At 65.3% G+C, this 24,293-nt stretch carries 28 protein-coding genes, 1 tRNA gene and 1 pseudogene; 14 read left to right on the top strand and 16 right to left on the bottom strand.

Translation table 11 applies throughout. From position 1 onward, the window contains the following. From GRI75_RS06490 to GRI75_RS06475, 4 genes are read left to right on the top strand one after another with little or no spacing between them, the layout of a single operon-like run. Complete coding sequence (locus GRI75_RS06490; protein ID WP_160746152.1) at window positions 1-507, top strand: nuclear transport factor 2 family protein; 507 nt, start codon at window positions 1-3, stop codon at window positions 505-507. Beyond that, the gene (locus GRI75_RS06485) at window positions 507-1,613 is read left to right on the top strand and encodes an NAD(P)-dependent alcohol dehydrogenase (RefSeq protein ID WP_160746151.1); all 1,107 of its coding nucleotides are present in this window, start codon (window positions 507-509) and stop codon (window positions 1,611-1,613) included. The genes GRI75_RS06490 and GRI75_RS06485 overlap by 1 nt, the downstream gene beginning before the upstream one ends. Continuing rightward, window positions 1,610-2,485 (top strand): alpha/beta hydrolase, encoded by an 876-nt coding sequence (locus GRI75_RS06480; RefSeq protein WP_160746150.1) that lies wholly within the window; start codon window positions 1,610-1,612, stop codon window positions 2,483-2,485. Before GRI75_RS06485 ends, GRI75_RS06480 begins: the two co-directional genes overlap by 4 nt. Window positions 2,486-2,496: 11 nt before the next feature. Next, window positions 2,497-3,948: a carotenoid oxygenase family protein gene (locus GRI75_RS06475; protein ID WP_160746149.1), complete on the top strand. Its 1,452-nt coding sequence runs from the start codon at window positions 2,497-2,499 to the stop codon at window positions 3,946-3,948. Window positions 3,949-3,998: 50 nt separating this feature from the next. Here GRI75_RS06475 and GRI75_RS06470 read toward each other — a convergent pair whose 3' ends face one another. Continuing rightward, window positions 3,999-4,508 (bottom strand): hypothetical protein, encoded by a 510-nt coding sequence (locus GRI75_RS06470; RefSeq protein ID WP_160746148.1) that lies wholly within the window; start codon window positions 4,506-4,508, stop codon window positions 3,999-4,001. A 371-nt stretch (window positions 4,509-4,879) separates the two neighbouring features. Between GRI75_RS06470 and GRI75_RS06465 the strand changes: the two genes are divergently transcribed. The 3 genes from GRI75_RS06465 to GRI75_RS06455 all read left to right on the top strand — a co-directional run bounded on the left by GRI75_RS06465 (window position 4,880) and on the right by GRI75_RS06455 (window position 7,700). Then, a complete protein-coding gene (locus GRI75_RS06465) occupies window positions 4,880-5,152 on the top strand; it encodes a DUF4242 domain-containing protein (RefSeq protein WP_160746147.1) in 273 nt (90 codons plus the stop codon). Between the two features lie 142 nt (window positions 5,153-5,294). Further along, window positions 5,295-6,539, top strand: coding sequence for a S41 family peptidase (locus GRI75_RS06460; RefSeq protein ID WP_160746146.1), 1,245 nt, complete (start codon window positions 5,295-5,297; stop codon window positions 6,537-6,539). Between the two features lie 159 nt (window positions 6,540-6,698). Next, window positions 6,699-7,700 carry a sensor histidine kinase gene (locus GRI75_RS06455; protein ID WP_235911375.1) on the top strand — a complete coding sequence of 334 codons (1,002 nt, stop codon included), beginning with the start codon at window positions 6,699-6,701 and terminating at the stop codon, window positions 7,698-7,700. 153 nt (window positions 7,701-7,853) lie between these two features. On the opposite strand, the gene GRI75_RS06450 is transcribed toward GRI75_RS06455, so the two are convergent. The 5 genes from GRI75_RS06450 to GRI75_RS06430 all read right to left on the bottom strand — a co-directional run bounded on the left by GRI75_RS06450 (window position 7,854) and on the right by GRI75_RS06430 (window position 10,376). Further along, the gene (locus GRI75_RS06450; RefSeq protein WP_160746145.1) at window positions 7,854-8,225 is read right to left on the bottom strand and encodes a hypothetical protein; all 372 of its coding nucleotides are present in this window, start codon (window positions 8,223-8,225) and stop codon (window positions 7,854-7,856) included. Between the two features lie 31 nt (window positions 8,226-8,256). Next, the gene (locus GRI75_RS06445; protein WP_160746144.1) at window positions 8,257-8,856 is read right to left on the bottom strand and encodes a DUF6680 family protein; all 600 of its coding nucleotides are present in this window, start codon (window positions 8,854-8,856) and stop codon (window positions 8,257-8,259) included. A gap of 48 nt (window positions 8,857-8,904) precedes the next feature. Next, a complete protein-coding gene (locus tag GRI75_RS06440; protein ID WP_160746143.1) occupies window positions 8,905-9,450 on the bottom strand; it encodes a recombinase family protein in 546 nt (181 codons plus the stop codon). Window positions 9,451-9,576: 126 nt separating this feature from the next. After that, window positions 9,577-9,771: a hypothetical protein gene (locus GRI75_RS06435; protein WP_160746142.1), complete on the bottom strand. Its 195-nt coding sequence runs from the start codon at window positions 9,769-9,771 to the stop codon at window positions 9,577-9,579. 125 nt (window positions 9,772-9,896) lie between these two features. After that, window positions 9,897-10,376 carry a hypothetical protein gene (locus GRI75_RS06430; RefSeq protein WP_160746141.1) on the bottom strand — a complete coding sequence of 160 codons (480 nt, stop codon included), beginning with the start codon at window positions 10,374-10,376 and terminating at the stop codon, window positions 9,897-9,899. 106 nt (window positions 10,377-10,482) lie between these two features. Here GRI75_RS06430 and GRI75_RS06425 point away from each other — a divergent pair, with 106 nt between their 5' ends. The 3 genes and pseudogenes from GRI75_RS06425 to GRI75_RS14815 all read left to right on the top strand — a co-directional run. Further along, window positions 10,483-10,620 (top strand): hypothetical protein, encoded by a 138-nt coding sequence (locus GRI75_RS06425; protein WP_160746140.1) that lies wholly within the window; start codon window positions 10,483-10,485, stop codon window positions 10,618-10,620. Further along, window positions 10,617-11,144: a recombinase family protein gene (locus tag GRI75_RS06420; RefSeq protein WP_160746139.1), complete on the top strand. Its 528-nt coding sequence runs from the start codon at window positions 10,617-10,619 to the stop codon at window positions 11,142-11,144. Before GRI75_RS06425 ends, GRI75_RS06420 begins: the two co-directional genes overlap by 4 nt. After that, window positions 11,027-11,701: pseudogene (locus GRI75_RS14815) on the top strand (recombinase family protein); the annotation flags it as partial. The gene GRI75_RS06420 and the pseudogene GRI75_RS14815, both read left to right, overlap by 118 nt. 165 nt (window positions 11,702-11,866) lie before the next feature. Here the strand turns inward: GRI75_RS14815 and GRI75_RS06405 are convergent. The 7 genes from GRI75_RS06405 to aspS all read right to left on the bottom strand — a co-directional run bounded on the left by GRI75_RS06405 (window position 11,867) and on the right by aspS (window position 17,424). Beyond that, entirely contained in the window at window positions 11,867-12,112 is a 246-nt protein-coding gene (locus GRI75_RS06405) for a hypothetical protein (RefSeq protein WP_160746138.1), read from the bottom strand. A 116-nt stretch (window positions 12,113-12,228) separates the two neighbouring features. Further along, window positions 12,229-12,305 (bottom strand) — tRNA-Met (locus GRI75_RS06400). Window positions 12,306-12,368: 63 nt separating this feature from the next. After that, window positions 12,369-12,881, bottom strand: a complete 513-nt coding sequence (locus GRI75_RS06395) for a 2'-5' RNA ligase family protein (protein ID WP_160746137.1) — start codon at window positions 12,879-12,881, stop codon at window positions 12,369-12,371. A gap of 12 nt (window positions 12,882-12,893) precedes the next feature. Next, complete coding sequence (gene mltG / locus GRI75_RS06390; protein WP_160746136.1) at window positions 12,894-13,868, bottom strand: endolytic transglycosylase MltG; 975 nt, start codon at window positions 13,866-13,868, stop codon at window positions 12,894-12,896. Between the two features lies 1 nt (window position 13,869). After that, entirely contained in the window at window positions 13,870-15,132 is a 1,263-nt protein-coding gene (gene fabF / locus GRI75_RS06385; RefSeq protein ID WP_160746135.1) for a beta-ketoacyl-ACP synthase II, read from the bottom strand. Window positions 15,133-15,292: 160 nt separating this feature from the next. Then, entirely contained in the window at window positions 15,293-15,529 is a 237-nt protein-coding gene (locus GRI75_RS06380) for an acyl carrier protein (protein WP_039094202.1), read from the bottom strand. Window positions 15,530-15,606: 77 nt separating this feature from the next. After that, window positions 15,607-17,424, bottom strand: a complete 1,818-nt coding sequence (aspS, locus tag GRI75_RS06375; RefSeq protein ID WP_160746134.1) for an aspartate--tRNA ligase — start codon at window positions 17,422-17,424, stop codon at window positions 15,607-15,609. Between the two features lie 128 nt (window positions 17,425-17,552). Here aspS and rnd point away from each other — a divergent pair, with 128 nt between their 5' ends. Then, window positions 17,553-18,764, top strand: a complete 1,212-nt coding sequence (rnd, locus tag GRI75_RS06370) for a ribonuclease D (protein ID WP_160746133.1) — start codon at window positions 17,553-17,555, stop codon at window positions 18,762-18,764. Between the two features lie 187 nt (window positions 18,765-18,951). Further along, the gene (locus GRI75_RS06365; RefSeq protein WP_160746132.1) at window positions 18,952-19,848 is read left to right on the top strand and encodes a hydrogen peroxide-inducible genes activator; all 897 of its coding nucleotides are present in this window, start codon (window positions 18,952-18,954) and stop codon (window positions 19,846-19,848) included. A gap of 18 nt (window positions 19,849-19,866) precedes the next feature. Here GRI75_RS06365 and pgsA read toward each other — a convergent pair whose 3' ends face one another. Beyond that, window positions 19,867-20,460 carry a CDP-diacylglycerol--glycerol-3-phosphate 3-phosphatidyltransferase gene (gene pgsA / locus GRI75_RS06360; protein WP_160746131.1) on the bottom strand — a complete coding sequence of 198 codons (594 nt, stop codon included), beginning with the start codon at window positions 20,458-20,460 and terminating at the stop codon, window positions 19,867-19,869. 114 nt (window positions 20,461-20,574) lie between these two features. On the opposite strand from pgsA, the gene GRI75_RS06355 reads away from it, so the two are divergent. Then, window positions 20,575-21,897: an MFS transporter gene (locus GRI75_RS06355; RefSeq protein WP_160746130.1), complete on the top strand. Its 1,323-nt coding sequence runs from the start codon at window positions 20,575-20,577 to the stop codon at window positions 21,895-21,897. Here the strand turns inward: GRI75_RS06355 and GRI75_RS06350 are convergent, their stop codons facing one another. Continuing rightward, window positions 21,898-22,077: a hypothetical protein gene (locus GRI75_RS06350; protein WP_160746129.1), complete on the bottom strand. Its 180-nt coding sequence runs from the start codon at window positions 22,075-22,077 to the stop codon at window positions 21,898-21,900. 106 nt (window positions 22,078-22,183) lie between these two features. On the opposite strand from GRI75_RS06350, the gene GRI75_RS06345 reads away from it, so the two are divergent. Further along, window positions 22,184-23,839, top strand: a complete 1,656-nt coding sequence (locus GRI75_RS06345; RefSeq protein WP_202389628.1) for a thiamine pyrophosphate-binding protein — start codon at window positions 22,184-22,186, stop codon at window positions 23,837-23,839. On the opposite strand, the gene GRI75_RS06340 is transcribed toward GRI75_RS06345, so the two are convergent. Then, the gene (locus GRI75_RS06340; RefSeq protein WP_160746127.1) at window positions 23,836-24,249 is read right to left on the bottom strand and encodes an EVE domain-containing protein; all 414 of its coding nucleotides are present in this window, start codon (window positions 24,247-24,249) and stop codon (window positions 23,836-23,838) included. The two genes, GRI75_RS06345 and GRI75_RS06340, sit on opposite strands and share 4 nt — an antisense overlap. Window positions 24,250-24,293: the final 44 nt, after the last annotated feature.

Here is a 24,293-nt window from a genome sequence, read left to right as displayed (position 1 = left end):
ATGACCGATTGGAAGCTCACCGCCGAGGACCGGCTCGAAATCCAGGAGCTTTACGCCCGCTACGCCTGGGGCATCGACCTCGCCGACGCCGATATGGCCCTGTCGACCTTCACCGTGGACGCCTGGTTCGATCACTTGTGGCAGGGCCGCGTGCAGGGCCACGAGGCCATTCGCAAGAACCTGGAATCGCTCTGGTACGATCGGCAAAGCTGGTGGTTCGGCCGCCAGCACATGATGAACCACTTCATCATGGATCCGCGCGACGACGGCAAAGTCGATTCCCGCTGCTTCTTCCAGATCCTGCAGTTCAACGTCGAATACCGGAACAACTTCGTCTTCGGCGTGGGCACGCGGCAGGACGTCGTCCGCAAGGAAGGCGGGAAATGGCTATTCGAGCAGCTTCGCGTGAACGCCTGGACCGACATGTCCGAAGTGCCCTGGAAGGGTGAAATCGTCATGAAAGGCCGGCCGAACCCCGCGCCATCGCCGGCGCAGGCCCGCGCCTGATGCAAGTCACCGCCGCCGTCAGCCGGGCCGGGTCGCCCGCCCCTGCCCTCGAGCAAGTGGAGCTGGAAAGCCCGCGCGCGGGCGAAATGCGCGTCCGCATCGTCGCAGTCGGCGTGTGCCACACCGACTTGCACGAGCAGGCCGGCCGCCACTCGCCCCAGCCGATCGTCCTGGGGCACGAGGGGGCCGGCGTCGTCGAGGAACTGGGTCCCGGCGTCGCGGACTTCGCCGTGGGCGACCATGTCCTGCTGAGCGGCAGCTCCTGCGGGGAATGCCCGAGCTGTCAGGCCAACCGGCCGACTTATTGCGACCTCGCCATGCCGCTCAGCTTCGGCGGCAAGCGGCTCGACGGCTCGACCGCGCTGTGCTGCGGCGGCGAGACGCTGCATTCGCATTTCTTCGGCCAGTCCTCTTTCGCAACGCACGCGATCGTTCGCCAGCGCACGGCGGTGAAGGTGGCGAAGGACCTGCCGCTCGCCACGCTCGCCCCGCTCGGCTGCGGCGTGATCACCGGGGCCGGCTCGGTGATCGAGGCGCTCAAGGTCGGTTATGGCCAGACGCTCGCCGTCTTCGGCGCCGGCGGGGTCGGCCTCTCGGCGGTGATGGCGGCGCGGCTCGTCGGTGCTTCCCGGATCGTCGCGGTGGACATCAGTCCGGCGCGGCTGGAACTGGCGCTCGAGCTCGGCGCCACCGACGTGATCGACAGCCGCGAAGGGGATGTCGCCGCTCGCGTGCGGGCCGTGACCGGGCGCGGCGTCGATTTCACGCTCAACACCACCACGGTGCCGGACATCCACACCGCCGCGCTCGAGTCCCTGGCGATGAACGGCACCGCCGGCTTCGTGGCGGCCCCGCGCGGGGAATGGGCGCCGAAGATGTTCGCCATGCTCGCCGGAGGCCGGCAACTGCGCGGCATCCTCGGCGGAGACGCCGCTCCGCGACTCTTCCTGCCGAAGCTGATCGACTACTGGCGCCAGGGGCGGTTCCCATTCGACCGGCTGATCCAGACTTACCGTTTCGAAGAGATCGGCCGCGCCTTCGAGGATGCGGCGAGCGGCAGGGTGATCAAGCCGGTCCTGCTGATGCCGCAGGGGGAGCACGCATGAGACCCGAAACGCGCAGCAAGATCGAGTCTCTGGGTCTCGACCTCACGCCCGAGATGATCGGCGGCACCCAGGCGCTGTTCGTCGAGACCTTCCGCGGCATCGACGATGCGACCCGGATCGAGCGGGACCTCGCCTATGGCTCCGATCCGCGCCACCGGCTCGACCTGTTCAGGCAGGACGGCATCAGCGGCGCGCCGGTGCTGGTCTACGTCCACGGCGGCGGGTTCGTGATGGGGGACAAGCGCTCGCCCGCGGGGCTGCCGTTCTACGACAACGTCGGCGATTTTGCCGCGCGCAATGGCATGGTCGGCGTGACGATCACCTACCGCCTCGCGCCCGACAATCCCTGGCCTGCCGGTCCCGAGGACCTCGGCCTGCTGGTCGCCTGGCTGCGCGCGAACGTCGCGGCCCATGGCGGCGATCCGGAGCGCATCTTCCTGATGGGGCAGTCCGCCGGCGCCGTGCACGTCGCGAGCTACGTCGCCCACCAGCGCTTCCACACGGCCGAGCGCGGCGGGATCGCCGGCGCGCTGCTGATCTCCGCCATTTACGATGTGCTCACCGCGCATGCCAACCCGTTCCACAAGGCCTACTACGGGGAGGACGAGAGCCGCTATGCCGAGTGCTCCACGGTGCGCGGCCTGATCGACACGCAGATCCCCTGGCTGGCCACCGTATCGGAGTTCGACGTGGTCGATTTCCAGCGCCAGGCCGCCGCCCTCGTGAACGCTTATGCCGAAGCGCGGCAACGCTATCCGCGCATGCTCTGGCTCGCCGGCCACAACCACCTGTCTCCGGCGCTGGAGATCGGATCGGCAGGCAGCGCGCTCGAACCCGTCATTGGCGATTTCGTCGCCGCCCATGCCCGCTGAGGAGAGAGACCATGGAACCGATCCGCTTTCCGGATAACCCGCTGTTCAAGGGCTGGGGCGAACCGATGCGCGCCGAAAGCACGATCGACGGGCTCGAGGTCGTTCAAGGCGAGATCCCGGCCGGGCTCGAAGGCACGCTCTACCGCAACGGCGCGGATTGGCAGTACCCGTCCAGGCGGACCGACGACATCTTCATCGACGGCGAAGGCATGTTCCACATGTTCCGCTTCGAACAGGGGCAGGTCAGCTACAAGAGCCGCTGGGTTCGCACCGATCGCTTCAAGGCGCAGGAGAAGGCGCGCCGGCAGCTCTTCGGGCGCTATCGCAACCCTTTCACCAACGATCCGGAAGCGGCCGGCGTGGACATGGGCACGGCCAACACCACGGCGATGTTCCATGCCGGACATCTTTATGCGCTGAAGGAAAGCGATCACCCGTTCGAGATGGATCCGGACACTTTGGAGACGATCGGCCGCACCGATATGGACGGCCAGATCACCGCAACCTGCTTCACCGCTCATCCCAAGGTCGATCCGATCACCAACGAGCTGCTCGCCTTCGCCTACCAGGCTCGCGGGGACGGCACGAAGGACATCGTGTTTTATGCGTTCGATGGAAACGGCAAGAAGATCAACGAGATCTGGTTCGAGATGCCTTACGCGGCCTGCGTCCACGATTTCGCGATCACCGACGATTGGATCGTCTTCCCGTTCTTCCCGCTGATTACCGACATGGACGTGGTGCGGGCCGGCGGCCCCTTCTATCAGTGGAATCCCGATCAGGAAACTCACGTAGCCCTCGTCCCGCGCCACGGCGACGCCTCCGGCATCCGCTGGTTCCGCGGCCCCGCCACCAGCGCCGGACACATGATGAACGCTGTGCACGAAGATAACAAAGTTCACCTCGACCTCTGCCTCTACGAAGGCAACTGCTTCCCCTTCTTCACCACGCCCCATGGAGAGACCACCCCTCCCGTCCCGCCCTTCCTGACCCGCATCACCCTTGATCTGGACCGTAACGACGGCGGCTTCGAAAAGCAGCGCCTGCTGGGCGTCAGTTGCGAGATGCCCCGCACCGACGACCGCTACCAGGGCCGCCAGTACCGCTACGGCTACATGATCTGCTACCGCTCCGCCGATGGCTCCAGCGCCACCGGCCGGCTCGACCTGCACACCGGCGTACTGGACACCTGGTCACCCGGCCCCGGCGATTCCGTGCAGGAATGCCAGTTCGTCCCCCGCACCCCCGATGCTGCGGAAGGGGTTGGCTGGCTTCTTGTCCCCGTCGCCCGGGTCTCGCAGTGGCGCAGCGACCTCGTCGTGCTCGACGCCCAGAATCTCGCCGCCGGCCCGGTCGCCACCATCAAGCTGCCCGTCCGCGTCCGCTCGACCTTCCACGGCACCTGGGTCCCCGCCGAAACCCTGCGAAGCGGCCGCTACGATTACAAGCTGCAGGCGGCCTGAGCGCAGGATGAGTCCATGGGTGGGGGCTCTCTCCCCCACCATCAGCTGGCCTACTCCGCTGCAAGCACCTCGCGCACGGCGTCGAAGTAAGAAACGGGCACATGGATCACCACGGGGTTCAGGCTCCCTGCGCGCAATTGAATCGGCAGGATGCCATTCTCGGCATGTTTCTGGATCTGCGCCGCTGTCGGCGCCACCTGGAAGTTCTCGCTGCGCATGCAGCCTTGCGCACTGGCACAAGAGAATGCGTGCCTGCCGTCGAACTTGCCCGGCAGTTCCTCACCATCCGGAAGGAAAGCCTGGTCATAGAACCGCCAGCCGCCCCGGTACATCAGGGTGCCGCTGACCAGGACAGGCGTCTTCGCACCACCATGGTCGACGGCGGCCACGAAGAAGAACCCACGGTTGTCCGAAAGCATGATCGCCGGCGCCGTGTACTCGTACCGCTGGGCGGCATCGTCTGCACTGATCGTAACGGGAACGCCATTCGACGCGTGAACCTCAGGCTCGACGGTCCTGCCGGTTGCTGCCGCCGTGCAGCACAGCAGAGCGATCGCCATCCCAATCCTCTTGAACATCGTTGCCCCCCGGTCCCCAAATATCCACGTCCCCAGATGTGCTCCCCGGCCGACGACGGCGGCCCTGTCCTTCACCCCGCGCCATCATCGGCGAGATGGGGGCCAGTATCGCATGAACGGCTCAGTCGCGGAAGCGCCCGCCTCGACCTGACGGCAAAGATCGACGGGTATCTGCCCGCGCTGGAGCGAGCGCTCGAAGCGGAGCTTGTATCGTTCGCTTGGCATTGACAGCAACGAGATCGAGGCAGAACTTCGGCAAAGCCGAGCCGAACCGGCCGCCTGCATCCACTACTTCATTTCCCAAGGGTGGTCCGCGCAGGCACAGTGCGGCCGCAACAGGAAGGAGAGAGAAGATGCCTCAGTTTGTCATCGAGAGAGACATGCCAGGAGTGGGCGGGCTCGATGCAGATGACCTCAAAGGGGCTTCGCGGAAGTCCTGTTCGGTCCTGCGCGACCTTGGGCCTGAGGTTCAGTGGGTCCATAGCTATGTGACCGATGACAAGATCTACTGCCTCTATCGCGCGCCAAGCGAGGATCTGATCCGGCAGCACGCAGAGACCGCCGGCTTCCCGGCCAACAGGATCTCGGAGGTTCGAGCGACGATCGATCCCACGACCGCAGAGTAGAACTCCGAAAGGCGGACGTTATTCGGCCGGTCGAGGCCTTTCCGTGCTGAAGCCCTGCGACGCCATGCGGCGCTGCCCGGGACTGGCCTCTAGCTGAGCAATCGTTGAGGCGTCGGATCCGCTCTGTGCTACACCGGCCGCCATGCACCGCTCTCTATTGCTGCTCAACATAACAGCCCTTCTGGTTGGCTGCACGACGCTGGCGGATGAGTCTCCCGCCTCCGTTCCCGACGCTTCGTCCGAAGCCGGAGCTGCTCGATCCAGCGAAGTCGAAGCTCCGCAAGCTGCATCATTCCGCGAAGATGCCCGCGCGATCGGACCGCTCATCGATCGCACCTATGCCTACCTTGATCGCCTCGACACTGCGAGCCTGCCAGTTTCGGAGAAATTGCTCAGGGAGGCGGAACAGGTCAGCGACCGCCGATCCTTGCTCCGGCATGCAGAGCGCCTTCTGCTCACCCTTTCCGACCATCATGCGATCACCGGATCGTCGCTGGCCGATAGCTGGGCCGTGGTCCCAAGTTACGCCGATTTGTGGATCGTCGAATCCAGCGGCGTCTATTCGGTCGATGCAGTTCGGAGTGGCTCCCCGGCGCAGGGAGCGGGTATAAAGCCGGGGGATCGAATTGTCGGCGTCGATGGAATGCCGATCCAAGACGCCGTTTCGGCTTTCTGGGCCGACCTCGGCCTGCCGGTAACAAGCGAGAGAGCGGCCTTCGCGGCGCGGATCCTTGCGGCTGGCCGGCGAGACAGGTCACGGCTTATCGAGGTGCAGGACAGAGGCGCCGCACGTTTGGTAGAACTGCCCAGCCTCTATTCGATGCGCCGGGAGGAGCGCCCTCCCGTCACGGTCACAGAGCAACACGGCAGCCTCGTAATCCGCTTCAATGACGCCCTCGGAGAAACCGCCACCATTGCAGCCTTCGATGCGGCGATGGCAGGCGTCCGCCCCGGACAGCCGGTGGTGATCGATCTGACCGATACCCCCGGTGGCGGCAACACGACTGTTGCGCGAGCAATACTCGGCTGGTTCGTCGACCGGCCCCGTGCTTATCAAGTTCACAGTCTCCCTGCCGAACAGCTCGCTACCGGCATTCCGCGCCAGTGGATCGAGCAAGTCCTGCCGAGAGCAGGGAAGCACCATGCCGGTCCCGTTCGCGTGCTGGTCGGCCGCTGGACCGGCAGCATGGGTGAAGGGCTGGCAATCGGCTTCGACGCCATCGGGGCGGAAGTGACCGGCCAGCGGATGGCCGGGCTGCTGCGCGCAATCTACGACCATCGGCTCGAGCATAGCGGGCTCGTTATCAAGCTGCCTACCGAGCGCCTTATGCATGTCGATGGCACTCCGCGTGAGCAATTCGTGCCCGATGTGGCGGATCGACAATGAAGGAGGTCCGCTACTCACCCTGGATCCGGACTGGAGCCGGCGCATGTCTAACCAGGCGGCAATACGATCTCCAAGGTTCAGAGTCCGATCGTTACCGACCTTGCTTATGTGCTTTGCTGTGCGCAGAGCTATCTGCATGAACTTGGCCAGGAGAGACAATTGGTCGCCGGAAAGCCGATAGCGCCGGTTTGGCGCGAGGAGCATCTTCGCCTCGCGGTCGAGGCCGCGTGCGTATGCCTTTGGGCCTGGCACGTCGACGACGATCGATTCGAGATGGACGAACGCGCCTTCGAACTGTGGGGCTTGCCATGGTCCGACAAGGTCACCTTCGAAGAGCTCTCGGCGCATATCCACCCCGCTGACCGGGACAGAGTCCGGGCGGCCTTCTCTGCCACCCGCTCCGTGGCTGGCTCCTACGAGATCGACTTCCGCATCTGCTTGGGAGACGAGATTCGCTGGATCTCCGCGCGCGGACAGGGTGCCGATGCCGGGATCGTCGATCGAACCATGTTCGGCATCTTCCTCGACGTTACTGGCCGCAAGCAGGCCGAGGAGGGCAGCGAACTCCTCGCCGGTGAGATGAGCCACCGGGTCAAGAACCTCTTGGCCATCGCCACTGGACTGACGCAGATCACCGGGCGTTCCGCATCCTCGGTCGCCGACATGACTGGCGAGCTCATGGAGCGCTTGACCGCGTTAGGTCGCGCTCACGACATCATCCGCCCGCTTCCGGGCCAGCAAGGCAAGGCCGCGCTGCTGGGCGACCTCCTGACGGTCCTGCTCGCCCCGTATGACGAGACCTCGGCGTTTTCGGGTCGTATCCGCGTGGCGGTCGCCCGAATGGGCGTGGGAGAGCGGGCTGCAACTGCGCTGGCAATGGTGGTCCACGAGCTGGCGACGAACTCGGTGAAATACGGCTCCCTCTCGTCGGCCGAGGGGTTCCTCGATGTCTCGAGCAAGATTGATGGAGATCACCTCTGCGTGATCTGGGCCGAGACGGGAGGCCCGCCCATCGTCGAGGAGCCCGTCCTTGAAGGCTTCGGGCGGCGGTTGATCGCACGGAGCGTCTCAGGGCAGCTCGGCGGAGAGCTGTCCTACGACTGGCAGGAGAGCGGCCTGGTCGTAACGATCCGTGTGCGCCAAGACCGGCTCGGCAGCTAGGCACCGGCTTCGTGCCCCGGGCCTTCGCGATCCGCTTGGCCCTCGCCGATCTCTGCGAAAGTTATGGTAGCGGAGGAGGGACTCGGTCGATCCCCCTGAGAACATGCTTTACGCTGCTGTCCGAGTAGTCAGCATGAACTGAAGTGTGCCCCGCTAGAAGATGTTCCAACCGCCGTTACCGTCTGACCGCCACATTCTTCCGTTCGCATCACCACCAAATCCGTTCCAGCCGCCGTTCCCATCGGAGCGCCACATTTCGCCGTTCCGGTTGCCCCCGTAGCAGTTGAAGCCGCCGTTGCCGTCAGTTCGGATCATGGTGCCGTTCGCATCGCCACCGTAGCCGTTCCAGCCGCCGTTCCCATCGGAGCGCCACATCTGGCCGTTCGCGTTCCCCCCATATCCGTTGAAGCCGCCGTTGTGGTCCGACCTCCACATGCATCCGCTGACATCACCACCATGGCCGCTGAATCCGCCGTTGTGATCCGAGCGCCACATGCACCCGTGCGAGCCGCCCATAAAGATCATGACCCCTCCTCCTGTGATTGTTGTTGCGCCTTCACCGCGTCGGCGCTCCTGACGCATCGTTGCCGGTCTGCGAGAGCGTTCGAGCGAACATCTCGTTATTCATTTCCAAGGCGGTTGCGATCCGCAGCCATGATCTGGCCGCCGCGATGTTGAGTTCTTCTCGCTCGACAAACCCTTGGGAGACATAAGCGCCGTCGATCAGGCTTTGGCGGGTCAGGTCAAATCCAAGCTCCTGTCCCATCGCGGCGATCATATCGGCTTGCAGGTTGATCGATTCCTGAAGGTGAGCGGCCCGTCCGGAGTCATCCTCCGGGAATGGCGTTCTGACGAACGCAAGATAGTCGGAGCGGGCCTTGAGAACGCGCTCGCACCCCTTGAAGTCGATGGGGATCAGTCCGATTGCACCTTGGTAATCCGGGTTGGCAGGCAGCGGCGAGGTGCTGATAAGAACCCGCAGCAGCCGCTCGCGCTGGTCACGGCGCGCGCTCCGCTCGGCGAGCTTTGGGCTGATGATGGCCGCCGTGATAATCGCCACCAGCAACGACGCCGCAGTTAGAAGTGCTTGCAACCAATCGCCCGCACCAATCCCTAGCAATGACGCTTCGACAACAGATGTAGGAACAGTATCCATGGTCTGAGCGTATGCGCCGCGCCTTCGCTCTGCCAGCGCGAGGGCCGCTTAGTCCCCAGCTATGATCCGGTAAATGGTAGTCCTGCCCACGCCCAGCAGCCTTGATATTTCGGTTGGGCTGACGCCCTGTTTGCGAAGCTTGCGAACTTGGCTGTAATCCACGCTGGGCGCACGCCCGCGATATTTCCCCGCAGCTTTGGCCTTCGCGATACCCTCCGCCTGCCGCTCGGCGCGCAAGTCCGCTTCGAAGGCGGCAACGGCCCCGAGGACGCCAAGCATGAGCTTCCCCGTGCTTGTTGTTGTATCGACACCCGATTGGGCGAGGCATTTGAAGCCGACGCCCTTGGCGTCGAGCATCGCCAAGATGTTGTGCAAGTCCTGAGTTGAACGAGCTAATCGGTCGAGGCGGGTCACAAGCAAGGTGTCACCCTGCCTAACAAAATCCAGCGCCTCTGCGAGCGTCGCGCGATCCCCGGCGCGACGACCTGACTTCTTCTCACTGAACACGCGCTCGCATCCGGCATCCTTCAGCGCGTCCACCTGAACTGTCAGGTCCTGATCCGCGCTGCTGACCCTCCCATAGCCTACCAACATCTGAAGTGTTCCATCTGAGCCTAATACTCAATCGGTATGTTCCAATAAGGTCCTTAAATCAAGGTTTTTGGAACACTTTTCAGTGCCTCCATACTTTCCCGATCCCGTATACCTCAACGGACGCGATCACTTCGAGGAGTTGAGCTTCGCCTTCGCAGCTTGTTCCGACTGGTTAGCAGTTCGTAATGAGTCCTGATATTTCTGGGCCGCATTGCCCCTCTTCCTTCGTGCGTTGTCGATCTGCTGGTTTGCCTTCAATCTCTTCTTTGCTTCCTTCGTAGCGTCGTCAGCTATGGACTCGATGATGTCTATGTATCGCATGTCATTCTCCTTTGAGCATTACTCTCCATTGCCCTCCTGACGGAGAGCTTCGGCGTCTGAAGATTTCACGGCGGCCTCGGTCCTGCTGGTAGCAACAGACGACGGTCGAACGGCGAGGTCGGTTGTCAGGCCGACAGCGGCAGCATGACGACCCTGTCGGTGTCGTCAGTCTGCCAGACATCCTTGAGGGTGTAGCTGTGCCACCCCTTCGCGCCGTAGATCGGTTCCACGACGCAAGTTCCGCTGGCGACCAGCGTCCGCCAGATGTTCCGATCTGGGCCACGCCGCTTCTCCTCGGCGAACAGCCCCTCGAACTTCGCCCAGTCCTCGGGGGCGACCTTGAACGCCCCGTGGATATGGCCCGTAAGCAACGAACCCTCTACAATGCCCAGCGCCGGTGTCTGCCGCGCGCGGTTTTGGGTAAGGTTGAACCCGCGCCCGATCAGGCGGCGCTGGATCAGCATGTGCGCTTTGACGAAAAGCCGATGAAGTGCGGCCACCGACTTCGTGAAGTTGGCGTCGTTAGGCTTGAAGGTGATGGCGTGACTGAAGTCTTGACTGGAAAGGAAGTCCAGCCAGCTTGTCTTTAGCTCTACTTTGTTCATAGCCTTAAGATACCAGATGCCATCCTGCGCGTGCAATAAATCAATCTGCGCTTCGTGCTGATTTATTTATGGCGGGAGACTATTCAACCTTGTCATTATCAGGGGCATGGATAACTTCAACGATACAGACAAACACTACGAGGCGCGCCGCGAGTTCGTGCGCGACCTCGCACGAGCACTTGCGAAGATCATCGCCGCCGCCGACTATGCTGCCGAAGCCGAAGCTCTGGAGTCGCGTTCATGATGCCCGCCACCGGCGCGATCTACGCGCGCTACAGTTCGGACCTTCAGGACGAGACCTCAATCGCCGACCAGATCGGACTGTCGGAGCGGCGGGCCAGTGGCAACGCGCACAGTGTGCCCGAAGCGAACCGCTTCACCGACTACGCCAAGAGCGGTGCGTCGATCCTGCTTCGCGACGGCTACAAGGCGATGATGAAGGCCGCCTACAACGGGGACTTCTCTGTGCTTTATATCGAGAATATCTCGCGCCTGTCGCGGAACAACGGCGATGTCCAGAAGGCTATTGAGCATCTGACCTTCCTCGGCATCACTGTCATCGGATCGGGGACCAATACTGTTCTCGATCCCATGGGGGCGGCGGTGAAGGGCTGGTGGCGCACCTCACCCGAGAGCAGACGGCGCAAATGGTGTGGCGCGGCCTCGACGGCATCGTGCGAAATGGTTTTACGGCAGGTGGGCGTGCCTACGGCTATCGGTCGGCACCGCGCCACGCGCACGAGAAGCGGCGTGGCGGCATCCTGTTGATCGTCGAAGACGAGGCGCAGATCGTTTTGGAGATTTTCGAACGCTACGCAGCGGGGGAAACTCCGCGCGCCATCGCTGCCGACCTCAACCGTCGCGGGGTGAAGCCGCCGCGCGGTAAGCGTTGGGCGGCATCATGTATCCACGGCGAGGCCGCGCGCGGCAGCGGCATCCTGAACAATGAACTGTATGTCGGTAGCATCGTCTGGAATAAGAGCCGCATGGTTGTAAACCCGAACACCGGCAAGCGGGTATCTCGCCGCAACGCCCCCGTCGAATGGGTTCGCGCCGAAGCCGAGCAACTGCGCATCGTGCCTGATGAACTTTGGGACGCCGTTGCGGCGCGGAAGGCGAAGAAGCAGCAGGAGCCGTCACAGCGTGCTCGTGCCGCCAAGCGCGTGTTCAGCGGTCTGCTTCGCTGCGGCGCTTGCGGCAGCGGCATGTCCACCAAGGGCAAGGATAAGACTGGGCGCACGCGCTTACAGTGCTCGCGGCACAAAGAGAGCGGGGACTGCCCCGACCCTCGCAGCTATTACATCGACGAGATCGAGGAGCGGGTGCTTGGCTTGCTGCGTCGCGAGCTTCAAGAACCCGATGCGATCCGCGACTTCCTCGAAACATACGAGGCGGAGATGAAGCGGCTGCGGATGTCATCGACCACACAGCGGGCGTCGCTGGAAGCGGAACTGGCGAAGACTTCTGCGCGGGCTGAGCGGCTCAACAACCTACTGATGGACGGCTTGTGTGATCCCGTCCGCACCCAGCCGGAGCTTCAAGCCACGCTGGCGCGGGAGAACGAGTTGCGGCAGCGGCTGGCGGCAACGGCAGCACCCAGCGTCGTTGTGCTTCACTCCGGTGCGCGTGAACGCTACCTCACCGCTGTGGCCCGCCTCCACGAAACGCTCGGCCACGACGGCGAGACCGAAGCCGCCAAGGTCGTTCGCGAGGTGATCGAGACGGTCGTGCTTCATCCGGCTGGCGAATCGCAAAATCGTCACACGCCGCCGCCGAAAATCGAGATCATCGGTCGTCTGGAAGCCCTGATCGGGCAGCGGTTCCTGATGCCCGCTGCTGTCGGGGGGATGAATGGTAGCGGAGGAGGGACTCGAACCCCCGACACGCGGATTATGATTCCGCTGCTCTAACCACCTGAGCTACTCCGCCCCGTAAGGCATGCGCCCGCTTCGGCGGGGCAGGCGGCGCACTTATAGCGCGGGAAATGCGCGGTCAACCGCGAAAGCTCCACCGCTTCACGAACTCCCACGGGCCGCCCCGGTATCGGTGCAATGCGAGGCCGGCGAAGCGGAAATCGTGAGGCTGCACCTGCGGCGCCAATTCGGCCTGGAGGGCCCTCGCCGCTTCGATCGAGACCTTGTTCTGGATGGTGACGTGGAGGCGCGGCCGGTGCCCATCCTGCGGGGTCAGGAGGCCGTGGAAGCGATCGGCGAGGTCGTCGCGCAGCGCGAGCAAGGCCGGGCTGGTGATCGCGAGCGCGGTGCCCCGCCCCAGCGGCATGAGGCCCTCCAGACGGGCGGGAAGCGGCGCGGGATCGCGGGCGGCGGCGGCGAGGCAGTCGCGCAGCTCGCTTTCGGCCGAGGGCGGCAGGGCGTGGAACAGCGTGACGTGCGCGGCGATCCGGTTGCGTTCCGGCGGGTAGTGCGCGCGCCGCAGCCCGTCCGCCCAGGCCTGCAGGTCCGGCGGCAGTTCGGCAGTGACGATAAGCGGCGCGGGATCGTTCACGCCGCCCTTCCCTTACATTTCCCCGCGCGCTCGGCGGATGGCGAACCACTTGGCGACGTTCGCGTTGTGCTCCTGCAGCGTGCTGGCGAACACGTGCCCGCCGGTGCCGTCGGCCACCATGTAGAGCGCCTCGGTCTTCGCCGGGTTGAGCACGGCTGCGATCGAGGCGCGCCCGGGATTGGTGATCGGCCCCTTCGGCAGCCCCACCATCGAGTAGGTGTTGTAGTCATTCACCGCCTGGATCTCCGACTGGCGGATGCGGCGGCCCAGCGGTTTGCCCTTGGTGATCGGGTAGATGATCGTCGGGTCGGCCTGCAGCATCATGCCCTGCTTGACCCGGTTCGAGTACAGCCCGGCGACCATGCGCCGCTCCCGCGGCACGCCGGTTTCCTTCTCCACGATCGACGCCAGGATGACCGCCTCGCGCGGCGTGGAGACGGCGATGTCGGGCGCACGCTTCGGCCACAGCTCGGCGAGGGTGTCCTTCATCGCCTTCTGCATCCGCGCGAGCACCGCGGCACGGGTCTCGCCGCGCTCGAAATCGTAGCTCTCGGGCAGGACGGAGCCTTCTTCTGGGACCGGGATCTGGCCGGTCAGCAGCGGTTCGGCCATCAGCCGTTCCCAGAGCATGATCGACGGCAGGCCTTCGGGTATCGTGACGAAGCGGCGGATCACCTCGCCGTGCTGGAAGGTGTCGAGGATCGTGGCCGGGCTCGCTCCGGCGGGCAGGAGGAACTCCCCGGCCTTGATCGGGTCCGAGCCGCCGAAGATCTTGGCGCGCAGCAGGAAGGCGTCGGCGTCGGAGATGACGCCCTCCTCCTCAAGCTTGCCCGCCACTGCGGTCAGCGTGGAGCCGTTCGGCACGACGAAGCTGCGCTCCTCGTCCAGTTCGGCCGAGCCCCACCAGCCCGCCGCGAAGACGACCGCCGCAACGGCCAGCAGCACGGCCGCCGCGGCGGCACCGATGAGGCCCGCGCGACGGGTCATCTTAGTCGACCGGCTTCATCACCAGGCTGGCGTTGGTGCCGCCGAAGCCGAAGCTGTTGTTGAGCACCGCGCGGATCTTCCGCTCCTTCGCCTTGTGCGGCACGAGGTCGACGCCTTCGCAGCCTTCCGAGGGATTATCGAGGTTGAGCGTCGGCGGGGCGATCTGGTCGCGCATCGCCAGGATGCAGAAGATGCTCTCCACCGCGCCGGCGCCGCCGAGCAGGTGGCCGATGGCCGACTTCGTGCTGCTCATGGACACGGAGTCGATCGCACTGCCGAACAGCCGCCGCACTGCGCCCAGCTCCAGCTCGTCGCCGAGCGGCGTGGAGGTGCCGTGGGCGTTGATGTAGTCGATGTCCGACGGGCTGACGCCGGCCTTGCGCAGCGCCATCTCCATCGCGCGGAATGCGCCCGATCCCTCGGGGTGCGGCGCGGTGACGTGGTAGGCGTCGCCCGACAGGCCGTAACCGACCACTTCGGCGTAGATCTTCGCGCCGCGGGCCTTGGCATGCTCGTACTCCTCGAGCACGACGACGCCTGCGCCCTCGCCCATGACGAAGCCGTCGCGGGCCACGTCATAGGGACGGCTGGCCTTCTCCGGCTGGTCGTTGAAGGCGGTCGAGAGGGCGCGCGCCTGGGCGAAGCCGGCGATACCGATCGGGCAGATCGTCGCCTCGGCGCCGCCGGCCAGCATGATGTCGGCGTCATCGTCCTTGATCATCCGCGCGGCGTCGCCGATCGAATGGGCGCCGGTCGAGCAGGCGGTGACGACCGCGTGGTTCGGGCCCATCAGGCCGTACTTGATCGAGACCTGGCCGGAGATGAGGTTGATTAGCCGCCCGTGCACGAAGTGCGGCGAGACCCGGCTCGGCCCCTTCTCGGCCAGGATCAGCGATTCCTTCTCGATCCCCGGGAGGCCGCCGATGCCGGAGCCGATCGAGCAGCCGGCGCGCAGCCGCATCGCGTCGTCCATGTCGCACAGGCCGGCGTCTTCCATCGCCTGGCCGGCGGCATCGATGCCGTAGATGATGAACGGATCGACCTGGCGCTGGACTTTGTGGTCCACCCGCAGGTTCGGATCGAAGCCATATTCATGGCCTGCCGGCTTCACCTCGCAGGCGATGCGGCACTTCTGGTCGGAGGCATCGAACCGCGTGATCGGCCCCGCCCCGCTCTTCCCTGCGAGGATGTTCGACCAGGTGGTCTCGACATCGGCTCCCAGCGGAGTGACCAGGCCCAATCCGGTTACGACGACACGGCGCATGCTACTCTCCGGAAATCAATCATTGCTCTCAATAACAGAACAGGCCCAGCCCGCGTAGGGCTGAGCCTGCCGAAACCCGCGACCTCCCCTGGCGCTGTGCCGGGAGACAGGTCGGCCCCTCGACAAGCTCAGGGCGAAACGGGGAATGAGCCTTGGGCGATCAGCCCTTGTGCTCTTCGATGTACTTGTTGGCGTCGCCGACGGTGTTGATCTTCTCCGCGGCGTCGTCGGGGATCTCGACCCCGAACTCTTCCTCGAAGGCCATCACCAGCTCGACGATGTCGAGGCTGTCTGCGCCCAGGTCGTCGATGAAGCTCGCGTCGGGGGTGACCTTGTCTTCCTCGACGCCAAGGTGCTCGACAACGATCTTCTTAACGCGGTCGGCGGTATCGCTCATGTGATGCCCTCTCGAATTGGGGTGTTGAATTTGGGTTTCGCCCTAATGAACGGTGAAGGGGCTGGCAAGTGCCCCGGTCACTGCCCGATAGTGTCGGTTGCGGCCTTCTCGGCCTCGCTCGCCCTGGGCGGTTCGGCCAGGCGAATGTGCAGTTCGCGAAGCTGGCGCGGGCTGACGGCGCTGGGGGCGCTCATCATCAGGTCCTGCGCCCGCTGGTTCATCGGGAAGGCGATGACCTCGCGGATGTTGGGCTCGTCGGCCAGCAGCATGACGATGCGGTCGATGCCGGGGGCGGAGCCGCCGTGCGGCGGCGCGCCCAGCTTGAACGCCTCGATCATGCCGGAGAAGTTTGCGTCGACCTCCTCCCTCGAATAGCCGGCGATCTCGAACGCCTTGTACATGATTTCCGGCCGGTGGTTCCGGATCGCGCCGGAGGACAGCTCGTAGCCGTTGCAGACGATGTCGTACTGCCAGGCGAGGATCTCCAGCGGGTCCTTCGTTTCCAGCGCTTCCATCTCGCCCTGGGGCATCGAGAAAGGATTGTGGCTGAAATCGACTTTCTTCAGGTCCTCGTCGTACTCGAACATCGGAAAATCGACGATCCAGCAGAAGCGGAACGCGTTCTGCTCGATCAGCCCCAGCTCCTCGCCCACGCGGGTGCGCGCGGCGCCAGCGAGCTTGGCGGCGTCCTTCTCCTTGCCGGCCGCGAAGAACAGGCCGTCGTTCTCGCCGAGGCCCAGCTCGTCGTAGATCTTCTGCATGTTCTCGGGGCCGTGGTTCTTGGCGATCGGGCCCCCGAACTCACCCTGCTTGCGGGTGACGTAGCCGAGCCCGGCGAAGCCTTCCTTGCGGGCCCAGTCGTTCATGTCGTCGAAGAACTTGCGGCTCTTCTCGTGCGTGTTCGGCGCGGGGATCGCCCGGACAACGCCGCCGGAACCAACGATCTTCTCGAAGAGGCCGAAGCCGGACTGCTCGAAATGATGCGAAATGTCGGCGATAAGCAGCGGATTGCGCAGGTCCGGCTTGTCGCTGCCGTACTTGAGCATCGCTTCGCGGTAGGGGATGCGCGGGAACTCGCCCGCCGGCGTCACGGTCTTGCCGTTCGCGAACTCGGCGAACACGCCCGCCAGGACCGGCTCGATCGTCGCGAACACGTCGTCCTGCGTGACGAAGCTCATCTCGAAGTCGAGCTGGTAGAACTCCGGCGCGCGGTCGGCGCGAAGGTCCTCGTCGCGGAAGCACGGGGCGATCTGGAAATAACGGTCGAACCCGGCGACCATCAGCAGCTGCTTGAACATCTGCGGCGCCTGCGGGAGCGCGTAGAACGTGCCCGGGTGCAGGCGACTCGGCACGAGGTAGTCGCGCGCGCCTTCGGGGCTGGAGGCGCTGAGGATCGGCGTCTGGAACTCGTTGAAGCCCTGCTCCGTCATCCGCCGGCGCAACGATGCGATCACCTGGCTGCGCAGCATGACGTTGCGGTGCATGGTCTCGCGGCGGAGATCGAGGAAGCGGTACTTGAGGCGGATGTCCTCCGGGTATTCCTGCTCGCCGGCGACCGGCATCGGCAGTTCCTCGGCCCGGCTCTGCACGGCGATCTCACGGGCATAGACCTCGATCGCGCCGGTTGGCAGATTGGCGTTGACCGTCTCCGGCGTGCGCGCCTTCACGGTGCCGTCGATCGTCACGACCGACTCCACCCGCAGGCCTTCGAGCACCGGAAGCGCCGGCGAATCCGTGTCGGCAACGATTTGCGTGATGCCGTAGTGGTCGCGCAGATCGATGAACAGCACGCCGCCGTGATCGCGCTTGCGATGGACCCATCCGGACAGGCGCACGGTTTCCCCGACGGCGTCTTCGCGCAGGGCAGCACAGTTGTGGGTACGATAGGCGTGCATCAAGACTCTTTCCGTCAGGCGGTTTATGGCGCTAGGGAGCCGGCGCTAACAGGCGATGGCCGGTCGCTTGTCAAGCCGGCCTGCCCACACCATCGGGCAGCGCCCCAGCGCCCTATAGAAAAGCGACGATGAAAATACACCCGCTGATTACGAAGACCGAAGAACTGGCCGAGCTCTGCGCTCGCCTGGCGCAAGGCGATTTCGTCTGCGTGGACACCGAGTTCATGCGCGAGAACACCTTCTATCCTCTGCTGTGCCTGGTGCAGCTCGGGAACGAGGAGGAAGCCGCGGCGATCGACCCGCTGGCCCCCGGCATCGACCTGACGCCGATGCTGGACCTGTTCTGCGAGAACGAGGATATCCTGAAGGTCTTCCATGCCGGCGGGCAGGACGTGGAGATCATCTACAACCTCACCGGCAAGACCCCGCACCCGATCTTCGACACGCAGATCGCCATGATGGCCGTCAGCCAGAGCGAGCAGATCGGCTATGCCAACCTCGTCGAAAGCTGGCTCGGCAAGACGATCGACAAAGGCGCGCGCTTCACCGACTGGAGCCGCCGCCCGCTGACCGAACGGCAGATCGAATACGCGATCGGCGACGTCACTTATCTCGCCAAGATCTTCCCGCGCTTGCTCAAGAAGCTGATCAAGACCGGGCGGGGATCGTGGCTCGATGCGGAGATGGAGAAGCTCGCCGATCCGGCGAACTACGCCAACGATCTCGGCACTGCCTGGCATCGGATCCGCGCGCCCAGCCGCAACCCGCTCGTGCTCGGCCGCCTGAAGGCCCTCGCCGCCTGGCGTGAGGTCGAGGCGCAGGACAAGGACATCCCGCGCGGCCGGATCATGCGCGACGAGACCCTGGCCGACCTCGCCAGCCAGCCGCCCAAGCAGCAGGCTGACCTCGCCAAAGTGCGCGGGCTCAGCCAGGCGTGGAAGGAAAACGACATCGGCAAGCGGCTCATGAAGGTCCTGGCCAAGGCCGAGCCGCTGCCCAGCGACGAACTGCCCGACAAGCCCCAGCGCGGCGCTCCGTTGGGCAAGGAAGGGGCCCTCGTGGCCGATCTCCTCAAGCTGCTGCTGAAGATCCGCACCCGCGAGATCGACGTCGCCAGCCGCCTGCTGACCCGCTCCGACGAGCTCGAGGCGCTCGCCGCCGGGGTCCGTCACCTGCCGGTGCTGCAGGGCTGGCGCTATGAGGTTTTCGGCCGCGACGCGCTCGAACTGGTCGAGGGCAAGCTGGCTTTCGCGGTCGAGAACGGGCGCCTCAAGATGACGCACATCGACGACGTGGCCTCCGGCGACGCGCAAGTCCACGCCGAACCGGCGGCTGAGTGATTCATTACGCACGCAGAGGCGCAGAGGCGCGGAGGAGAATGCGCCGCAGGCATTCAACCGCGCATAGCGGTCCTACGCGGACAATGATGTGTAGAGCGGCTCCGCCGCAGGCACGATTCCTCCGCGCCTCCGCGCCTCTGCGTGCGCAAAACTTGCACCCCCTCCCCCAGAGGGGGAGGATCGCGCGATGAGCACTTACCTCCCCACCATCAAGCAGCTGCAGTACCTCGTCGCCTTGCACGAGCATGGCCACTTCGGCCGTGCGGCGGAGAGCTGCTTCGTTTCCCAGTCGACCCTCTCCGCCGGCATCCGCGAGCTCGAGTCGCTCCTCGGCGTCACCCTGGTGGAGCGCAGCCGCCGCGTCGTGCGCTTCACCCCGCTGGGCAATGCCGTAGTGGACAAGGCTCACCGGCTGCTGCGCGAGGCGGAGGAGCTGTCGGACCTCGTCCAGGCCAGCGGCAAGCCGCTCAGCGGGGAGCTTCGCATGAGCGTGATCCCCACGATCGCGCCGTTCTTCCTGCCCCGCATCCTGCCGCGGCTCCGCAGGGAACGCCCGGCCCTCAAGCTGTTCCTGCGCGAGGAGACGAGCGACGCCGCGGTCGAATCGCTCCATCACGGGCGCGCCGACTGCGTGCTGCTCGCCCTGCCCTTCGCGGCCGGCGAGGTGGAGAAGGAGACGATCTGCCAGGACGAGCTGTTCGTGGCCTTCCCCAAGGACGACCCCCGCGATCCGCCGGCGCAGATCACTCCGGCGATGATCGACGAAGGCCGCCTGCTGCTGCTGGAGGACGGGCACTGCCTGAGGGAACACGTGCTGGCCGCCTGCAACCGCCCGGAGCTGCGCGCCAGCGCCACGATGATCGGCACCAGCCTGCACACGCTGGTGCAGATGGTCGACAACGGCCTCGGCGTGACGATGCTGCCGAAGATGGCTATCGACGCCGGCATCCTGCGCGAAACCAATGTCGTCGCGCGGCCGCTCAGCGCGGCGAACGCCAGCCGCGAGATCGCGCTGATCTGGCGCAAGAACAGCCCGCGGGCGGAGGAATTCCGACTGCTCGGAAAAGAGCTTCGCGCGGGTTGAACGCCGCCGCGCGGCCGCTCAATCCATGTGCTTGAGACCGACCCGCAGGTAATCCCAGCCGGTCAGCAGGGTCAGGATCGCGGCCGCCCATAAGGTCGTCAGGCCGACGGTGTGGGGCACGTTGAGCACTACCTCACCTAGCATGACGTTCCATCTGGGCAGCGCGCCGCCGAGGATCAGGGCGCCGAGGGCGACGAGCTGGAAGGTCGTCTTCCACTTGGCCAGCTTGCTGACTGGAACCGAGACCTGCAGCCCACCAAGGAACTCGCGCAAGCCCGAGACGGCGATCTCGCGCACAAGGATGATCAGCCCGGCGATCACATGCATGTCGCCGACATATGGACCGCGCAGGATGCCCTGCGCGGTCAGCACCAGGATCACCGCTGCGACCATGATCTTGTCGGCGATCGGATCGAGGAACACGCCGAGCTTCGACACCGCTCCGCTCGACCGGGCGAGATAGCCGTCGAAGTAATCGGTGATCCCCATCAGGCAGTAGAGCACGAAGGCCAGCCCGTATCCGAGCTCCCACCCCGGCCACCACAGCAGGAAGGCGAGCAGCGGCAGCGCGAGGATCCGCGACAGAGTGAGGATGTTGGGCAGAGTGAGCATCTGGGCTGGCAGTAGCGCCTAAACGCCCGATGAAAAAGCCGCCTGATCGCGCCGTTGCCAGCCGCCGGTCCGGTCCCTAGCGTCGCGCCAAACGGAGAGACCGAGAATCACCGCATGCTGACCTCGACCCACCTGCTGCGGCAGCGCCGCTTCCTGCCGCTGTTCGCGACCCAGTTGTTCAACGCTTTCAACGACAACCTGTACAAGAACGCGATGGTGCTGTTCGTGGTGTACAGCGTCTACAATTCGGAAGAGGCGGAAGCGCAGTTCTCGGCCATCGCGTCCGGCCTGTTCATCCTGCCGTTCTTCGTCCTTTCGGCACTATCGGGCCAGCTCGCCGACATGCGCGACAAGGCTGTGATCATCCGCTGGGTCAAGCTGGCCGAGATCGCGATCATGATCTGCGGCGCCGCCGGCCTGCTGCTCGCCTGGGCCGACATGCTGACGACCACGGTAGCCATCCCGCTCATGCTCGTGGCGCTGCTGGCCATGGGCGTGCACTCGACCTTCTTCGGCCCGATCAAGTACGCGATCCTGCCGCAGCACTTGCGCAAGGACGAAGTTCTGGCCGGCACCGGCCTGGTCGAAGCGGGTACCTATATCGCGATCCTCGCGGGCACGATCCTGGCCGGTTGGCTCCCTGTTGAAGCGGCGGCGCTGACGGTGATCGTGATCGCGGTTCTCGGCTACCTGACCAGCCGCAGCGTGCCGCCGGCTCCGGCGATGGTGCCGGACCAGCCGATCGACCGGCACGTGATCCGTTCCTCCTTCGCCCTCGTCAGGCACACGATGCACGATCGCGAGGTGTTCTACGCAATCCTGGCGATCAGCTTCTTCTGGACGATCGGCGCGGTGCTGTTCATCCAGTTCCCGCCGCTGGCCAAGAACGTGCTGCTGGCCAGCAAGGAGGTCGCCAGCCTGTTCCTGGTGGTCTTCTCCATCGGCGTGGCGATCGGCTCGGTATCGATCAACGCCCTGCTCAAGGGCGACGTCTCGGCGCGCTATGCCCCGATCTCCGTGCTGGCGATGGGGCTGTTCGTCGCCTGCTTCTACGTCGTGTGCCGGCTGTGGAGCGCGCAAGTCACCGGCGACTTGATGGACGTGAGCGGGTTCCTTGCCCAGCCCCTGGCCGCGCCGGTGCTGCTCTCGCTGCTGATGATCGCCGTTTCGGGCGGCATGTTCGTGGTGCCGCTCTATGCGTTCCTCACCACCAAGGTCGATCCCGGCCGCGCCGCGCGCACGGTCGCGGCGAACAACATCGTCAACTCGGGTGCGATGGTGATCGGCTCGCTGCTCGCCGGCGGCCTCAGCGCTGCCGGCATACCGCTGATCGAGCAAGTCCTGCTCAGCGCTGCGATGTGCCTGTTCTCGGCCTGGCTCGGCTGGAAGCTGCACCAGGCGGAGCGTCACGCCGCCGCCTCGGTCTCGGCAGCCTGATCAGAACAGGAACGCCGTGGCCGCCACCAGGCAGGAGCAGTACGCCATCAGGAACTCGCGCACGTCCGCGGCCGTGACTGCCGGGCCGACCCGCCCCTGCTTGTCCGGCAGGGGAGCATCTGTATGCTGACGGCGAACATGCGGCGGCATGTCGGTGAGTACCAGGGTACGGCGCATCATGCGGAGGTAACGCTTTGCTAACCATTCGGCACCCGGATTTCGAGCCACTGTCCACAAGCGAGACGGAACGCTCGCGGCGCCTGCGTTCGCGGGCGAGGTGCCGAGCATGAGCCGCACTGCTGCCGATCTTCTCGTCGAATGTCTCGACTCACAGGAATGCAGCCGGATCTTCACCGTGCCGGGCGAAAGCTTCCTGCCGGTGCTCGACGCGCTGCACGGCCATGCCACGATCGAGACTGTCACCTGCCGGCAGGAAGGCGGCGCCGCCTTCATGGCCTGCGCCGACGGCGCGATTACCGGCCGCCCCGGTGTGGCTTTCGTCACCCGCGGACCCGGGGCGACCAACGCCAGCATCGGGGTTCACGTCGCGTTCCAGGATTCGCAGCCGATGATCCTGTTCGTCGGCGACGTGGCGCGCGGGATGCGCGACCGGGAGGGATTCCAGGAGATCGACTTCCCCGCGTTCTTCGGCCCCATCGCCAAATGGGCGGCAAAGATCGAGGACGCGGCGCGCATCCCGGAATATATCGCCCGCGCCTATGCGACGGCGATCTCCGGCCGCCCCGGCCCCGTCGTGCTCGCCTTGCCGGAGGACATGCTGTCCGATCCTGCCGGCGATGCCGCACCCCGCCCCTTCGTGCACCGTCCCGCCCAATCCGCCTGCCCCGATGCGCTCAGCGCGATGCTGGCGATGATCGGCGACGCCGCGTCGCCTGTGGCGATCATCGGCGGCGCGGGGTGGGACAACAAGGCGCGCGAGTACTTCACCGCGTTCGCGGAGCGGCTCGGCATTCCGGTCGCCGCGGCCTTCCGCCGACAGGATGCGATCCCGCCCTCCTCGGCCGTGTACGCCGGCAATCTCGGCTATGGTCCGAACCCTCAACTGGTGGAGCGGATCAAGGCGGCCGACCTCATCCTGGCCGTCGGGGCACGGCTCGGCGAAGCGACCACCGACGGCTACACGCTCATCACGCCCGATCACCCCGGCCAGGTGCTGATCCACGTCCATCCCGACCCGGAGGAGCTGAACCGCGTCTATCGCGCGGACCTGGCGATCTGCGCCAACATCGGCGAATTCGCCGAATGTGCCGCGCTCTGGGACGAAGGCGACGTAATCCCGTTCGACGCTGGCGCCGAAGCCCATCAGTCCTGGCTCGAGTGGTCCACCCCCGCCAGCGACGGCACTGCGCTGGACTTGCCCCTCTGCCTCGCCGCCGCGCGCGCGAAGCTCCCCGCCGACAGCGTGATCTGCAACGGAGCGGGCAATTTCTCCGGCTGGTGGCACCGCTACTGGCCTTACGCCGGCTGGCCATCGCAACTCGCGCCGACCTGCGGGGCAATGGGCTACGGCATCCCGGCCGCGGTTGCCGCGAAGCTCCGCCTCCCTGACCGCTGCGTAGTCGCCGTCGCCGGTGACGGCGACTTTCTGATGAACGGCCAGGAACTGGCCACCGCCACCCAGTACGGCCTCGACCTGATCGTGATCGTGGTCGACAACTCGGCTTACGGCACAATCCGCATGCACCAGGAACGCGAGTTTCCCGGGCGGGTGAGCGCGACCGATCTCGCCAATCCCGACTTCGCCGCCCTCGCCCGCGCATTCGGCGCCTGGGCCACGCGGGTCGAAACCGCCGATGCGTTCGGCGCGGCGCTCGACGATGCGCTGGGCAGGACCGGGGTTCGCCTGATCCACTGCATCAGCGATATCGAGCGGCTGAACGCCGCCGGCGCCACGGTCAGCGGGCTTCGAGCGAAGGGCTAGGCTTCCGCCATCGAGAGGATCTTGTCCCACTCCTCGGGACGAATTTCGGCCACGGAAAGGCGCGAGAGGCGGACCAGCTCGACCTCGGCCAGCGCCGACTCGGCCTTGATCTCGGCGAGAGTGACGGCCCGATCAAGCTTGCGCACGGGCTTGATCTCGACCGCCGCCCAGGTGCCGCTCTCGTCCTTCGGATCGGTCAGACCTGTGCGGACGATCTCGACGACGCCGATGATCTCCTTGCCGGTCACCGAATGATAGAAGAACGCCTGGTCGCCGACCTGCATGGCCTGCAGGTTGTTCTTCGCCCGGTGGTTGCGCACGCCGTCCCACAGGGTCCCGCCCTCTTCGACCAGCCGATCCCAGCCGTAAGCCGCCGGTTCGCTCTTCATCAGCCAGTAGCGTTTGCTCATCCGCGGGTCCTTTCCGCGGGCCTCCTAACGCCACAACGGATCGT

Source organism: Croceibacterium soli (assembly GCF_009828065.1).
Lineage (GTDB): Bacteria > Pseudomonadota > Alphaproteobacteria > Sphingomonadales > Sphingomonadaceae > Croceibacterium_B > Croceibacterium_B soli.
This window is presented reverse-complemented; position numbering and strand designations above follow the sequence as displayed.